Origin of the sequence: Alishewanella sp. SMS8, from assembly GCF_030737935.1 — a bacterium.
Taxonomy (GTDB): Bacteria; Pseudomonadota; Gammaproteobacteria; order Enterobacterales; family Alteromonadaceae; genus Alishewanella; species Alishewanella maricola.
In genome coordinates this window covers 1-13,793 of the sequence record NZ_JAPJEA010000002.1, presented here as the reverse complement: position 1 = coordinate 13,793, position 13,793 = coordinate 1, and the positions used below count along the sequence as shown (strand labels likewise).

Genomic DNA, 13,793 nt, shown 5'->3' with positions numbered 1-13,793 from the left:
ATGACTAATTAATGAATGGATTTTTATGGCTCGCCGTTTGCCACCACTTAACGCTTTAAAGGCATTTGAAACTGCCGCCCGGCATCTTAGTTTTACCAAGGCGGCAGAGGAAATGTATGTCACTCAGGCTGCGATTAGTCATCAAATTAAAGCGCTTGAAGATCATCTTGGGCTGAAACTTTTTATGCGTAAAAACCGCTCTTTACTCTTAACGGAAGAAGGGCAGAGTTATTTTTTAGACATTAAAGAGATTTTCCTACAATTACACGACGCCACTGAAAAGCTGTTAGCGCGTGGTGCCAAAGGTGCGTTAACGGTTAGCTTGCAGCCGAGCTTTGCTATTCAATGGTTAGTGCCGCGTTTGAACCAGTTTAGCGAGTTGCACCCTGATATCGATGTGCGCATTAAAGCGGTCGATTTAGACGAAGGCTCTTTGACCGACGATGTCGATGTCGCGATTTATTATGGCCGTGGCAATTGGCGTAATCTGGTGGCCGAAAAGCTGCATACCGAATACTTATTACCGGTATGTTCACCGTTGTTACTTAACGGCAATAAGCCATTACTTGAGCCAGACGATTTACGCTTTCATAACTTATTGCATGATGGCTCTCGCCGCGCTTGGAAATCGTGGTTTTCAAGCCAAGGTTTTAAAAACTTTAACGTTAATCAAGGGCCTATTTTTAGTCATTCGTCAATGGTGCTGCAGGCTGCTATTCATGGTCAAGGTGTTGCCTTGGCGCATAATGTGTTAGCTCGGCCTGATATCACTTCTGGCCGATTGTTTGTGCCGTTTAATCATGTATTAATCAGCAAAGACTCGTACTACTTAGTGCATCGTGAAAGCCAAACCGAATTGGGGAAAATTGCCGCGTTTCGTCAATGGATGCTTGATATGGTGTTGGCCGAGCAAGCCGATTTTACCGAGCAGCATTTTACCAATGCGGTAGCGCTGGATGAGTAAAACAGCGGTAAAGTTGTTATTAACGCATGGGGCGGGGGCATCTTGTCACAGCGACTTTATGCAGCAACTTTGTTCAGCGCTCTTTGCAGAGCAAATTGAAGTAAGCTTATTTCATTTTGGTTATATGCAAACTCGACTAGACGGTGGCAGTAGACGGCCGCCGCCCAAAGCCACGTTGTTGCAACCTGAATTAATGGCTGCATTAAAGCAGTTTGCCCGCGATGGTCAGCCTTGTTTTATTGCGGGTAAGTCAATGGGCGGGCGTATTGCCTCTATGCTAGCGGCAGATCCAGAGGCTGCGGCAATGTTGGCGGGCTGCTTTGTTTATGGTTATCCGTTTCATGCGCCGGGTAAAAGTGTTTGGCGAACGGCGCATTTTAATCAACTGACTGTTCCCTTAGTGATTTTGCAAGGTGAGCGCGACCCTTTTGGCAAGCGAAACGAGGTGGCCGCTAAACATTGGCCAGGCGTAATTTTGCACTGGTTAAACAGTGGCGACCATGATTTTAAACCGTTAAAAAGCAGTGGTCAGTCGCAAGCCTCGCTTATTATTGAGGCGGCTAGCATTACACGAAGGTACATTGATGCAATTTTGGATGAAACTCAGCCGTAGTTTAGCGGCATTGTATGGTGCGGCGGTGGTGGCCTTAGCGGCTTTACTGATGCATTTATGGCAAAGCGCACTGTCGCCCGATGCGGCAACACGTATCGTGATTGCCTTGGCATTACTGGCGTTGCATAGCTTGGCTTTGCTGCAACTAGATAGAAAAACCGGCAGTCGCTTGTTAGCCTTAACCGCAGCGTTATGGCAGCTGGGAATTTGGTTATTTTGTTGGACGTTACTTGCCGGGGCTTTGCAATTACCCGGTTATTTTTCTGCTTTGGCACCATTAGGCGGTCAAAGTTTTATTTTAGGCTGGCTGGTTTTGGCAATCGCCAACTGGCGCAGGGATTAATTAATGAAACAGTTAATGCTTTATTGTCGTGCAGGTTTTGAGAAAGAATGTGCGGCAGAAATTCAAGATCAGGCAGCAGCCTTTAACGTCTTTGGCTTTTGTAAATTAAAAGCCAATAGCGCTTTTGTTATTTTCGAGGCTTACGACGCAGACAGTTTGCGAGCGTTTTATCGTGATTTTGACTTTCGTGACTTTATCTTTATCCGTCAATGGATCCTGTTATTGGCCGAGCCATTAACCTTACCGGCAACCGATCGTATTGCACCGGTGTTAGAAGCCGCTTTAGCTCAAGAAGTGACCAGTTGCGGTGAGCTACGGGTGGAATTTCCAGATACCAATGATGGTAAAACCTTGTCGACGTTAGCGCGTAAATTTACGGTACCCTTGCGTCAAGCTTTACGCCAAGCGGGCGTGATGTTACCCAAAGAGCAAAAGCGTGCTGCAGTACTGCATTTGTTTTTAATATCGGGTAACGAGGGCTATTTGGGCCTGTCTTACCCAGAAAACAACTCTTCTTTAGAAAACGGCATTCTACGCTTAAAGTTTCCAGCAGAGGCGCCCAGTCGCAGTACCTTAAAACTAGAAGAAGCGTTTTTGAGTTTTATTCCGCGCGATGAATGGGAGACCCGTTTAGCGCCGGGCATGAATGCGGTAGATTTAGGCGCAAGCCCGGGAGGTTGGACTTACCAATTAGTCAAACGCAGCATGATGGTTACGGCTATTGATAACGGTCCGATGGCAGATTCATTAATGGACACCGGGCAAGTTAAACACCAGACGGTGGATGGCTTTAAATTTGAACCGAAGAAACGTAATGTCTATTGGTTGGTTTGCGACATGATTGAACAACCACAGCGAGTTGCTCCTTTAATTGCGTCGTGGTTAGTAAAAGGCTGGTGTCAGGAAACGATCTTTAACTTAAAATTGCCAATGAAACGCCGTTACGAAACGGTCAAAGAAGTCCTTGCTGATTTTGAACAGATTTTACAGCAGGCCGGTTTAGGTTACGAGTTACAAGTAAAACACTTGTACCATGACCGAGAAGAAGTCACAGTACATGTGTTGTCGTTGGCTAAGCGTTAATTCGCGGTAAGTTCGAGTTCCAGCCAGACTAAACGATGGTCTGAGCTGGCTTCTCGGGTGCCAATCAAATAATAATCAGCGGTATCTTTTGCGGGCCAAAAAACACCTGCGTCTTTAATGTTGAATCCCTGCTTCGATGGTAAAACATAATCAGCACGCATCCGCCAACTGGCAGTGTGACTTGCCGCAAATTCACGATCTGGGCTGTGCTCTAACCCACCTACACTTTGCGGCACCACACTATTGTTAACGCTCGGGTGGCTTGTTAAGCCCGCAATGCCGGTTAATAAGGCATCTCCTTCGCCTTGGGCTGAGGCATTTAAATCACCCAAGATCACAAAGGGTTGCTGTTGTGCAATACCACCGCGCTGTCCTTGATCATCGTAAATATAATCTGATGTCTCAGCGGTTAGATAATCAGTCCAGAAGCGAATTTCGTCGTGATTACGTTTACCATTGCGATTTTCCGGGCCGTCAAAAACAGGGGGCGTGGGGTGACTGATCAGCAAATGCACCGTTTTGCCGCCCACTAACACCGGCACATCCCAATGTGACTTGGATGATAACGGAAACTCTTGCCAAGCTTCTTTACTATACCAAGGCATGCCATCAGCTTTTAACGTAGGCAAATGCTGTGGCATGTCTTTCCATTTGAAATGCTGAAATGTGCGCACTTGCTCAGCAACGATAGGGTATTTAGACAACAAAACCATGCCATATTGTCCGGGATAAAAACCAAAGCCCCAAGCATCATTACCAACCCCAGTCGCTTTACCGTTGTTATCCAAATCATAAGGGCTGGGTTGGCCGGTATTGACGGTATGGTAATAAAAGTAGGGATAATCGATAGCTTTACTACCGGCTTGAGCTTGCTGCAGATAATTATTGATAAATGCCTGCACGCCTTGCTCAGGATCGGCAATATAGTCAAATTCATTGAGTAACAAGATATCAGGCCTTACGCGCTGAATGATCGCCGCAATGTTTTGTACTTGAGGATGATTTTTGCTGGCGAGCACATCCATTAATACTTGTGGGCTGCCTTTTTCACCCTTTTTCAGATAATTGTCGGCTTCCATACTGACATTAAAGGTGGCAACCTTCAGCGTTTGTTGTGCTAAGAGTGAGCTGGGTAGCATAGTGAACATCGCCATAATAAAAACATGAATTAATTTTGTATGCATAACATTACCTAAAAATTAACAGCCTATCATTAGACTCGCCAAGTGAGTGAGGCTATCAAGAAGTGATTAGGTTGTTTAAAAATGTAATTTGTTATTTTACATTAGAAGTATGAATAGCTTATGAAGATTTGTGTTTATTAGTAATTAATCGTCAAAAAAAGATATTTTTTGAGCGTTTTTGCCTCATATTATTCGCTTCAGAAATTTGTCATGTTACAATCGTATGACGGGGAGTCTTTGGCAATACAAAAATAGAAAAGTTCCCGTAATTTGGTAAACGTAACGAAAATGACATATTTGTCCGTTATGCTCGCCAGCAGATTGATAGCAATCTTACAAAACTAAATCGGATTTAGCTAAGAACCCACAACTACCAGGTGAAAACGATATGAAAATTAAACATTTAGCGTTGGCAGTGACACTCGCCTTGGGTGTCAGTAATTTGGCTTATGCCGATACATCTTCTGCCATTCGCGGCAATATTGTCAGCCCTACTGGACAAATTGCTTCTAATGCACGTGTAGAAATTCTGCACGTACCTTCAGGTACTCGTTCTGTTGCTGTGTCTAACGACTCAGGTGCTTTCTCTAGTTCTGGTTTACGTGTTGGCGGCCCTTACACTGTAACCATCACCAGCAACGAAGGTACAAAAACTTACGAAAATATTTTTATTTCCTTAGGTGAGACATTTCGTTTAAATGCGCAGCTTGAATCTTCTCAAGTTGAACGTATTGCAGTTACAGGCAGTGCGCTTTCTACTGGTAATAACACAGGTAGCAGCAGCTATTTTGGCGCGGCTGACATTGCCAACGCACCAAGTTTTGACCGTGATATTAAAGATATCGTTCGTAATAACCCATTAGCAGTTTTATCGTCTAAAGACGGTGAGTTAAGCGTTGCGGGTACTAACCCACGTTTTAACAGCATTTCAGTTGACGGCATTGCGCAAAACGATGACTTCGGTTTGAACGCTAACGGTTACCCAACGACGCGTTCACCTATTTCTTTAGATGCTATCGATCAAGTTACCATCGACGTTTCCCCTTTTAACGCTAAAGACAGCGGTTTCCAAGGTGCAAAAATTAACGCGGTGACCAAGTCAGGCGCGAATGAAATGTTTGGTTCTTTGTTCTATGAAACACAGAATGACAAATTGGCCGGCACGCCGAAAAACCGTGGTCAAGATATTCCGTTAGCCTTTGATGAAACAACCTATGGTGCAACCTTAGGCGGTGCTATCGTTCAAGATAAATTGTTTTTCTTCGCCTCTTACGAGTTTTATGAAGCGGATACGCCAATTGAGTGGGGCCCAGCAGGTTCAGGTGCGCCTAACCAAACTGACGCAACAAATGCTCAGTATTTACAAGTTCAACAAATTGCCCGTGATGTTTACGGTGTAGATGCCGGTGCTTGGGATATCTCTCCTGTCACTGACGATGAAAAGTTCTTGTTAAAGTTAGACTGGAACATTAGCAATGACCATCGTGCTGCTTTTACCTATCAATATAGCAAAGGTAACCGTACCTCTAACACCTCAAGTTTTGCCGGTGAATTACGTTTATCTTCTCACTGGTACGATCGGGTAGAAGAGTTAAACAACTATGCGTTTAAACTTTATTCAGATTGGACGCCAGACTTCTCTACTCAGTTCAGCATTACTTATATCGATAACCCGACAACACAAGCATCGTACGGTGATTTCGGTGATGTGACCATTTTCACCCCAACAGGCAACATTGCTATTGGTTCAGACGTTTCTCGTCACTCAAATGAACTGAATAAAGAATCATTAATTTTAGCTATGGATGCTGATTACTTGTTGGGTGATCACAGCATTAACTTCGGTTATCAGTATAAAAGCTTAGACATCTATAACTTATTCTTACAGCGTACTAAAGGTGAATACCGATTTGACAGTATTGCTGACTTTGCCAATCGTCAAGCTTCTTACTTACGTTACCAAAACGCTACTAGCTTAAATCCAGTTGATGCTGCAGCGGCTTTTACTCGTGATGAACATGCTATTTATGTACATGACGAATGGGCTGTGACGCCAGAGTTAGTGTTAGATATGGGTATTCGTTATGAGATGCTGGCATCAAGTGACACACCTAAAGCTAACAGCCAGTCTGAAGCGCGCACGGGTTTCCCTAACACTGAAAACTTAGATGGCACGGGTATCGTGTTACCACGTTTTGGTTTTACTTGGGATGCCGCTGATGACTTAGTGGTTCGCGGTGGTGTTGGTCGTTTCTCTGGTGGTCAACCGACTGTTTGGGTATCAAACGCATATTCAAACCCAGGTGTGGGTATTGGTGAAGTGACTTTAACGAGCGGTTCTGATTTAGCTAATATCGACATCAGCGAAATACCACAAAACGTACTAAACACAGTAGCAACATCTACGCGTTTCGCCGGTACAAACTTTACTGATCCTAACTTCAAATTGCCTTCAGATTGGCGTTTCCAGTTAGCGACTGATTACAGCTTCGATCTACCCATTATTGGTGACAATATTTTGTGGACAGCTGAAATTATGTACAAAAAAGCTGAAAACACTGCGTTCTGGATTGATGCGAGCTTAACGGGTGACGAAGATGGCACCACTTTAGATGGCGGCCGGATCATTTATAATGATCCAGATGGCACAACAACCGACTTAATGCTAACCAATGCTGATAAAGATGGACGTTCTAAAATCTTCAGCACAGTATTATTTAAAAAGTGGGATAGTGGTGTTTCTTTAACAACCTCTTACACCAATCAAGATATTACGGACTCACACACTAGTACCAGTTCAACTGCGGGCAGTAACTACGGTTTCAACACTGCAATTAACCGTAACGAAGCTATCTTAGGCCGTTCAGCGTTTGAAACTGAACACCGTTTTGTGATTAACTTCGGTTATGAAACTGAACTGTTCGCCGGTTACAAAACTAACGTGAACATGTTCTTCGAGCGTCGTTCAGGCAAACCAATTACTTACTATGCTGATGGTAACCGTGTTGGAAGCCTTGGTGACCCATATGGTCTGATCAGCCCAGGTACTTTCGGTGATGCATTACTGCCGTACATCCCAACGCAAGGTGATCCAAATGTGCGTTTTGCCTCAGCAGCAGCTGAAGCCACATTCTTCAACACCATTAATGCGCTGGGCTTGGATCAATATGCCGGTGGTTATTTACCACGTGGTGTCAGCACCACGCCTTGGGTAACCACGCTTGATTTAAGTATCCGTCAAGAAATCCCAGGTTTAGTTGAAGGCCATAAAGGTTTAGTTTACTTCACTATCGATAACTTCCTGAACTTACTGGATAGCACTAAAGGCAAGGTATACGGCAGTAACTTCGGCACTATCGAGTTGTTTGAATTCACTATTGACCCAGCAACACGTCAATATGTGTATGGCAACCCATCTACCAACACCAATAACTGGGATCAGTTCTATACACAAGATTCCGCTTGGCGTTTAAAAGTAGGTGTGAAGTACACTTTCTAATACTTGCTTAATTGCATGATAAAAATGCCAGTCAATTGACTGGCATTTTTTTTAGTAGTTTTTTATTTATATCTGCAGCGTAATTAGCGATAATCGCCAACTGTTTTCTTTAAAGTAAGTGATCTTGTGGGTAAGAATACCATTATCGCCATAGCGGGCGCTTCGGCTTCCGGTAAAAGCTTATTTGCATCAACTGTTTACCAAGAACTAGTAGCTGAACTAGGTGGTGAGCGTATTGCTATTCTGTCTGAAGATGCCTATTACCGTGATCAAAGTCATTTGTCTTTTGATCAACGTATACTAACGAATTATGATCATCCCTCTGCGTTTGAACATTCGTTGTTAGTGGAACATTTAAAATTATTGCGGGCCGGTCAAAACATCGCCATGCCGCAATACAGTTACAAGCTTCATACGCGTTTAGACGAAACGATTAAAGTGCAGGCTGCTAAAGTAATTTTGGTAGAAGGTATTTTATTATTAACCGACGAACGCTTGCGTGATGAGTTTGATATCACGGTGTTTATGGATACTCCACTTGATATCTGTTTATTACGTCGAATTAAAAGGGATCTAGAAGATCGTGGCCGCAGCCTAGCCTCTGTTACTGAACAGTATGAAAGCACCGTTCGCCCCGCCTTTTTTGAGTTTATTGCACCTTCAAAACAGTATGCCGACTTGGTGGTTACCCGTGGTGGTAAAAATCAGATAGCGATTGATATTATAAAAGCAAAAATTCGCCAGTTACTGGCAGAATAACAATCAGGGAAATTACGTATGATGGGATTAGTGGGCATTGTTGCCCTGTTACTAGTGGCTTATATTGCTTCAGAAAACCGAAGCCGAATTAGATGGCGAACTGTTGGTGGTGCTTTTGCCATTCAATTAGCCATTGGTGCCTTTGTGTTGTACATACCATTTGGGAAAGACGTTCTGCTGAGTATGTCAGCTGCAGTCAGTAATGTAATTCAATACGCTAATGAAGGTATAAAGTTTTTATTCGGTGATATGGGGCGGTTTGTGTTTGCGATAAACGTACTTACCGTCATTATATTTTTCTCCTCGTTAATCGCTGTGCTTTACCACATCGGTGTGATGAAATTTGTCATTAACATCATTGGTGGTGGGTTGCAGAAGTTACTTGGTACTAGTCGGCCAGAATCAATGAGCGCTGCGGGTAATATTTTTGTCGGTCAAACTGAAGCGCCTTTAGTCGTTAAGCCCTTTATCCCTTCCATGACCCGTTCTGAATTGTTTGCTGTCATGGTGGGAGGGCTAGCTTCAGTCGCTGGTTCTGTTTTGGCAGGTTATGCTTTGCTCGGCATCGAAATGAAATATCTGATTGCCGCCAGTTTTATGGCTGCACCAGGAGGTCTGTTGATGGCCAAAATTTTGATCCCTGAAACTGATCAGCCCAAGAATGAACTCAACGAAATTAGTACTGAAAAGTCGCATACTAACTTAATTGACGCGGCGGCAGCTGGTGCGTCAAGTGGTATGCAACTGGCCTTAAATGTTGGCGCGATGTTACTAGCTTTTGTTGGGTTAATTGCGTTAGTAAACGGGATTGTTGGCGGTATCGGCAATCTGATTGGTTTCGAAGGGCTTACTTTACAACTTATCTTTGGTTATGTGTTCCAGCCTTTAGCTTTTATTCTGGGTGTGTCTTGGGATGAAGCCCGTGCTGCCGGTAGTTTTATTGGCCAGAAGCTAGTCATTAATGAATTTGTCGCATACCTCGACTTTGTGCAAGTGAAGGAACAGTTAAGTGCGCATACGCAAGTTATCGTAACAATAGCGTTATGCGGTTTTGCTAACTTTTCTTCTATTGCTATTTTATTAGGCGGTTTGGGCGGTATGGCTCCATCTCGTCGCGCTGATATTGCTGAGCTGGGTTTAAAAGCTTTGCTTGCGGCAACATTAGCGAACTTAATGAGCGCTGCTATTGCAGGGTTCTTTTTTTACTTAGGCTAAAAAAACAGGTCTTTTATATGACACAGCATGTTCCAACGTTAGATATAAGACGGTTTGCCACCGACAAAGAAAACTTTGTTGCCGAAATTGGCAAAGCCTACACTGAATTTGGATTTTGTGGCATCAGTGGCCACGGTATTCCAGATGAAGTGGTAGAGAATACTTATAAGGTCATCAAGCAATTTTTTGCCTTACCGACAGAGCTGAAAGCTTCGTATGCCAAACCTGAACAAGGTGGTGCTCGGGGTTATACCGCAGTAGGTGTTGAAAAAGCAAAAGATTCCAATCATCCAGATTTGAAAGAGTTTTGGCATGTTGGTCGTGAACTGGATGGTGCAGCACCGCATCCCAGTTTATATCCCAATATGTGGCCGGCTGGAGTACCTGGCTTTAAAGAAGCCTCTTCAACCTTATTTACTGAGTTAGAAAAACTGGGTAATCGCGTATTAGAGGCGTTAGCCTTGTATCTACAGCAAGATCAGCACTATTTTGCAGATAAAGTGAATTATGGTAACTCCATTCTACGAGCTATCCACTATCCACCGATTAAAGATACGGCAACTCAATCGATCCGTGCGGGCCAACATGAAGATATTAATTTAATCACTTTGCTCGTTGGTTCAAACGAAGCTGGTTTAGAGATTTTACGCCGTGACGGTAGCTGGTTACCGGTTACCACCATTGAAGGTACTATAGTGGTGAATATCGGTGATATGTTGCAGCGCTTAACTAACCATGTGTTACCGTCGACAACGCATCGAGTGGTTAATCCAGCGGGAATGGCAGCGAGCGAGCCACGTTATTCTATTCCGTTTTTTATGCATCCTAATCCTGACTTTGTTATTGAAACGTTAGACAGCTGTATTAGTGAAAAACGACCAAATTTATATCCAGAGCCGATTAACTCAAATGATTATTTAATGCAGCGGCTGGAAGAGATTGGTTTGCTGAAAAAAGCGAAGTCATAAAGGCTTTGCTCAGCAAATAACCGAACATGAAAAAACGTGCAGAATAGTTGAATCGAGTAGTTGACTAGTTTATTTGAATCGCTATACTGCACGCCATGTTAGGTGCTGTGCACAAACATAACGCAGATGTGGTGGAATTGGTAGACACGCAAGCTTCAGGTGTTTGTGCCCACAAGGCGTGAGAGTTCGAGTCTCTCCATCTGCACCAATTAACCGGCTTTTGCCGGTTTTTTGCTTTTTGGCGTTCGACTTTTTGGTAAAGGGCTTTGCTCAACGGGCTAGCGTGTTAATTCAATCCGTCGAATAAAATCTTCTACTAGCATATCGTACAACTTATTTCCCAGATAAAGATCCTCGACACCATCATCAATGTTCGGGTTATCGTTCACCTCAATTACAAACACTTGTTCACCCGCTTGTTTTAAATCAACACCATACAAACTATCACCAATAGGTTTACAGGCAGCGAGTGCGGCAGCAAGCACATGCTGCGGCACGTCGGCAATAGCACAAGTACTAAAGCCACCACTTTGTGTTTTCGTTTTACCATGTTTGTAGATTTGCCAGTGGTTCCTTGCCATAAAGTATTTACAGGCAAACAACGGTTGGCCATTTAAAACCCCAATACGCCAATCAAAATCGGTAAAAGTATAACGCTGCGCCAAGATAATCGCACTTTGCTCAAACAACGCGGCCAGTTGAGCTTTAAATTCGGTCAGCGTAGACACTTTAACAACTCCCCGAGAAAAGCTGCCATCTGGGATCTTCAATACCAAGGGTAGACCAAAGGCATCAGCTGCTTTTTCTAGGTTATCGTGGTCATGTTTAAATAACATTAAGCCATCTGGGCTGGGCACATTGTGTTGTTGAAATAAGGTTTGTAGATAAACTTTATTACCACAGCGCAATATCGAGTTAGGATCATCAATCACCGCTAACCCTTCACGCTCTGCTTTAACCGCCATATGAAAGGTATGATGATTAACGGCAGTCGTTTCGCGTATAAATAAACCATCGAATTCGGCTAATCGTTGCATATCTTTCGCAGTAATATGTTCGATATCCATTGCCGAGCGTTTTGCCGCTTTAGCGAATAACTCTAAAGATTTTGGTGTGCAGGGAGGGAATTTCTCAGTGGGGTTAGTCAACACAGCCAAATCATATTTGAATTTAAGATTCTTAGGCTCTAAACGCCATATTTTATGGCTGTAGCGTTCTAACACTTCGGCAAAAAAGCTTTGTTCCGTTTCCGTTAATTTATGCACCGCCCCTATCTTGATTGACTTAATTTGCCACTGTATTTTTTTTTGTAGCTCAACCCTAAGCACCGGAACGGGCAAAGCTTCAAATAGATAGCTGGCAAATTTGCGTAAAGCTTTAAGTTCTGTTTCACCAAAATAGATATTAAAAGTGAGCTGCTCTTCTGTCGACTCCGTCAGTGCTTTAGCCAGTTGACTGCGCAGTTGGCCAGGCAGTTCTTCAATAAGCTCTGAAATCTCATGTCGATTAAATTTATTAAAAGCTCTTAATGAAGGCATTACGTGGTGATTATTGGCTTCTGCTAAGAGCGAACAGTAATAACCGGTACCGAGATAATGCGCTTGGCGACATAAGTTAATCACTCTAACTCGCTGTGCTTGCTTTGGTCGCCATTTTAAATAGTCGGGTAAACTCATTACCCCATCATATTGATAAAAGGGCGCCCAATCTTGCAGTTTGTCGACAACGATAATCAGTTTTGCCATAACACCATCAGTTTGTTTGAATTTTAGGTTCTTTCACAAGTATCGGAAAGGATCTGGCATATTGCTACTATACTAGTTAATAAAATTAGAATTAACGTGTCTCAGCAGGAGTCCGTATTGTCAGATGCTCAAGTTCAACCTTCTTTATCAACTATTTGTGCCGCAGAAGTTACCGATATTGCGACCTTGGTTGAGATCGAGCAAGCTTGTTTTACCACCGATAAGCTAAGTGTGCGCAGTTTTCGGCGTTTTATCAGTGAAAAGCGCAGTGACTTATATATAGCGCGTTATAAAAACGAGATTGTTGGTTATTACTTACTGCTTTATCGGCGTGGCACAAGTTTGGCTCGGCTTTACTCGATTGCATTATTACCCAGTGCTCGTGGCACAGGTATTGCTGCGCAGCTATTAAAAGATGCGGAAGAAAGAGCGTTAGAACGGCATTGCGCTTTTATGCGATTAGAAGTTCGACCGGATAATACAGCGGCTATTCGTTTATATCAAAAACTGGGCTACCATCCTTTTGGCGTTAAACTTGATTTTTATGAAGATCATACCGATGCGTTATGCATGCAGAAGCAAATCCATCATTTCCCAGCAATTGCACATCAGCGTGTAGTACCTTATATACCGCAATCGACACCTTTTACTTGTGGTCCGGCTTGCTTATTAATGGCTTTTAATTACTTTATGCCAGAGCAATATACGCCAGAGCATTTAGAAATTGATATTTGGCGAGAAGCCACTACGGTATTTATGACATCAGGTCACGGTGGTTGTGGTCCTTATGGTTTGGCGTTAGCGGCTGAGCGCAGAGGATTCGCCAGTAAAATATATGTCAATCAAGCAGGGCCGTTGTTTCTAGATACGGTGCGTAGCGCAGATAAGAAAGCGGTTATGCAACGTGTCTATCATGCCGATCACAATAAGGTGCTTACTGCGAATATTCCGTTAGCTATAGTTGAGCCTAACTTAGTTTTGATCCAACAGTTACTCGATCAGGGCTATATCTTGTTAGTACTAATCAGTACCTGGCAATTTGATCGCTCCAAGGCACCGCATTGGGTAGTGGTATGTGCCATAGATGAATTCTTCGTCTATATTAATGATCCTGATGTAGCAGACATTCCTTGGCTCTCAAATAGTGAGCGCCAATACATTCCAATCAGTCATTTGGTTTTTCTAAAGGCCTTTGGCTTTGGTAAAAAGCGTTTAAAAGCGGTTGTTGCGATAAAATCGCGCTAATAATAAACGTTTTGCTGGGATTTTCAGCAGTCAGTTAAATCCTTAATAAAAAGCACTTGCAGGATATTTAAAAGGTCCTATAATGCGCGCCATGCCATGGGGGATGCGGCGAACGAGAGTTCAGCAAAACCTGAGGTGATAAAACGAAGTTGCAAAAATCTTTAAAAAAGACGCT

At 43.3% G+C, this 13,793-nt stretch carries 11 protein-coding genes and 1 tRNA gene; 10 read left to right on the top strand and 2 right to left on the bottom strand.

The window, feature by feature from the left end:
- Nucleotides 1-25 precede the first annotated feature (25 nt).
- The 4 genes from ORJ01_RS07665 to rlmM are packed head-to-tail and all read left to right on the top strand — an operon-like array spanning nt 26 to nt 3,003.
- Nucleotides 26-964: a transcriptional regulator GcvA gene (locus ORJ01_RS07665; RefSeq protein WP_306177552.1), complete on the top strand. Its 939-nt coding sequence runs from the start codon at nt 26-28 to the stop codon at nt 962-964.
- Entirely contained in the window at nt 957-1,577 is a 621-nt protein-coding gene (locus tag ORJ01_RS07660) for an alpha/beta family hydrolase (RefSeq protein WP_306177551.1), read from the top strand. Before ORJ01_RS07665 ends, ORJ01_RS07660 begins: the two co-directional genes overlap by 8 nt.
- Nucleotides 1,549-1,920, top strand: coding sequence for a DUF423 domain-containing protein (locus tag ORJ01_RS07655; protein WP_306177550.1), 372 nt, complete (start codon nt 1,549-1,551; stop codon nt 1,918-1,920). Before ORJ01_RS07660 ends, ORJ01_RS07655 begins: the two co-directional genes overlap by 29 nt.
- 3 nt (nt 1,921-1,923) lie before the next feature.
- Nucleotides 1,924-3,003 (top strand): 23S rRNA (cytidine(2498)-2'-O)-methyltransferase RlmM, encoded by a 1,080-nt coding sequence (gene rlmM / locus ORJ01_RS07650; RefSeq protein WP_226752301.1) that lies wholly within the window; start codon nt 1,924-1,926, stop codon nt 3,001-3,003.
- On the opposite strand, the gene ORJ01_RS07645 is transcribed toward rlmM, so the two are convergent.
- Complete coding sequence (locus ORJ01_RS07645) at nt 3,000-4,187, bottom strand: endonuclease/exonuclease/phosphatase family protein (RefSeq protein ID WP_306177549.1); 1,188 nt, start codon at nt 4,185-4,187, stop codon at nt 3,000-3,002. The genes rlmM and ORJ01_RS07645 overlap by 4 nt on opposite strands.
- A gap of 388 nt (nt 4,188-4,575) precedes the next feature.
- Between ORJ01_RS07645 and ORJ01_RS07640 the strand changes: the two genes are divergently transcribed.
- The 5 genes from ORJ01_RS07640 (at nt 4,576) to ORJ01_RS07620 (ending at nt 10,836) form a co-directional block, all read left to right on the top strand.
- Nucleotides 4,576-7,686, top strand: coding sequence for a TonB-dependent receptor (locus tag ORJ01_RS07640; RefSeq protein ID WP_306177548.1), 3,111 nt, complete (start codon nt 4,576-4,578; stop codon nt 7,684-7,686).
- Nucleotides 7,687-7,812: 126 nt separating this feature from the next.
- Complete coding sequence (gene udk, locus ORJ01_RS07635) at nt 7,813-8,445, top strand: uridine kinase (protein ID WP_226752304.1); 633 nt, start codon at nt 7,813-7,815, stop codon at nt 8,443-8,445.
- An 18-nt stretch (nt 8,446-8,463) separates the two neighbouring features.
- The gene (locus tag ORJ01_RS07630; RefSeq protein ID WP_226752305.1) at nt 8,464-9,660 is read left to right on the top strand and encodes a NupC/NupG family nucleoside CNT transporter; all 1,197 of its coding nucleotides are present in this window, start codon (nt 8,464-8,466) and stop codon (nt 9,658-9,660) included.
- 17 nt (nt 9,661-9,677) lie between these two features.
- On the top strand, nt 9,678-10,628 hold the full coding sequence (locus ORJ01_RS07625) for an isopenicillin N synthase family oxygenase (RefSeq protein ID WP_306177547.1): 951 nt from the start codon (nt 9,678-9,680) through the stop codon (nt 10,626-10,628).
- 122 nt (nt 10,629-10,750) lie between these two features.
- Nucleotides 10,751-10,836: transfer RNA gene (locus ORJ01_RS07620), tRNA-Leu, on the top strand.
- Nucleotides 10,837-10,906: 70 nt separating this feature from the next.
- On the opposite strand, the gene ORJ01_RS07615 is transcribed toward ORJ01_RS07620, so the two are convergent.
- Entirely contained in the window at nt 10,907-12,373 is a 1,467-nt protein-coding gene (locus tag ORJ01_RS07615) for a RimK family protein (RefSeq protein ID WP_306177546.1), read from the bottom strand.
- Between the two features lie 117 nt (nt 12,374-12,490).
- On the opposite strand from ORJ01_RS07615, the gene ORJ01_RS07610 reads away from it, so the two are divergent.
- Nucleotides 12,491-13,618, top strand: coding sequence for a GNAT family N-acetyltransferase/peptidase C39 family protein (locus ORJ01_RS07610; RefSeq protein WP_306177545.1), 1,128 nt, complete (start codon nt 12,491-12,493; stop codon nt 13,616-13,618).
- The last annotated feature ends 175 nt before the right edge of the window (nt 13,619-13,793 follow it).

Excerpts from the sequence above, each read along its gene's own strand:
- ORJ01_RS07660 (WP_306177551.1), top strand. The coding sequence starts at position 957 with ATGAGTAAAACAGCGGTAAAGTTGTTATTAACGCATGGGGCGGGGGCA.
- ORJ01_RS07615 (WP_306177546.1), bottom strand. The coding sequence starts at position 12,373 with ATGGCAAAACTGATTATCGTTGTCGACAAACTGCAAGATTGGGCGCCC.
- ORJ01_RS07655 (WP_306177550.1), top strand. The coding sequence starts at position 1,549 with ATGCAATTTTGGATGAAACTCAGCCGTAGTTTAGCGGCATTGTATGGT.
- ORJ01_RS07640 (WP_306177548.1), top strand. The coding sequence starts at position 4,576 with ATGAAAATTAAACATTTAGCGTTGGCAGTGACACTCGCCTTGGGTGTC.
- ORJ01_RS07630 (WP_226752305.1), top strand. The coding sequence starts at position 8,464 with ATGATGGGATTAGTGGGCATTGTTGCCCTGTTACTAGTGGCTTATATT.
- ORJ01_RS07645 (WP_306177549.1), bottom strand. The coding sequence starts at position 4,187 with ATGCATACAAAATTAATTCATGTTTTTATTATGGCGATGTTCACTATG.
- rlmM (WP_226752301.1), top strand. The coding sequence starts at position 1,924 with ATGAAACAGTTAATGCTTTATTGTCGTGCAGGTTTTGAGAAAGAATGT.
- ORJ01_RS07665 (WP_306177552.1), top strand. The coding sequence starts at position 26 with ATGGCTCGCCGTTTGCCACCACTTAACGCTTTAAAGGCATTTGAAACT.
- ORJ01_RS07625 (WP_306177547.1), top strand. The coding sequence starts at position 9,678 with ATGACACAGCATGTTCCAACGTTAGATATAAGACGGTTTGCCACCGAC.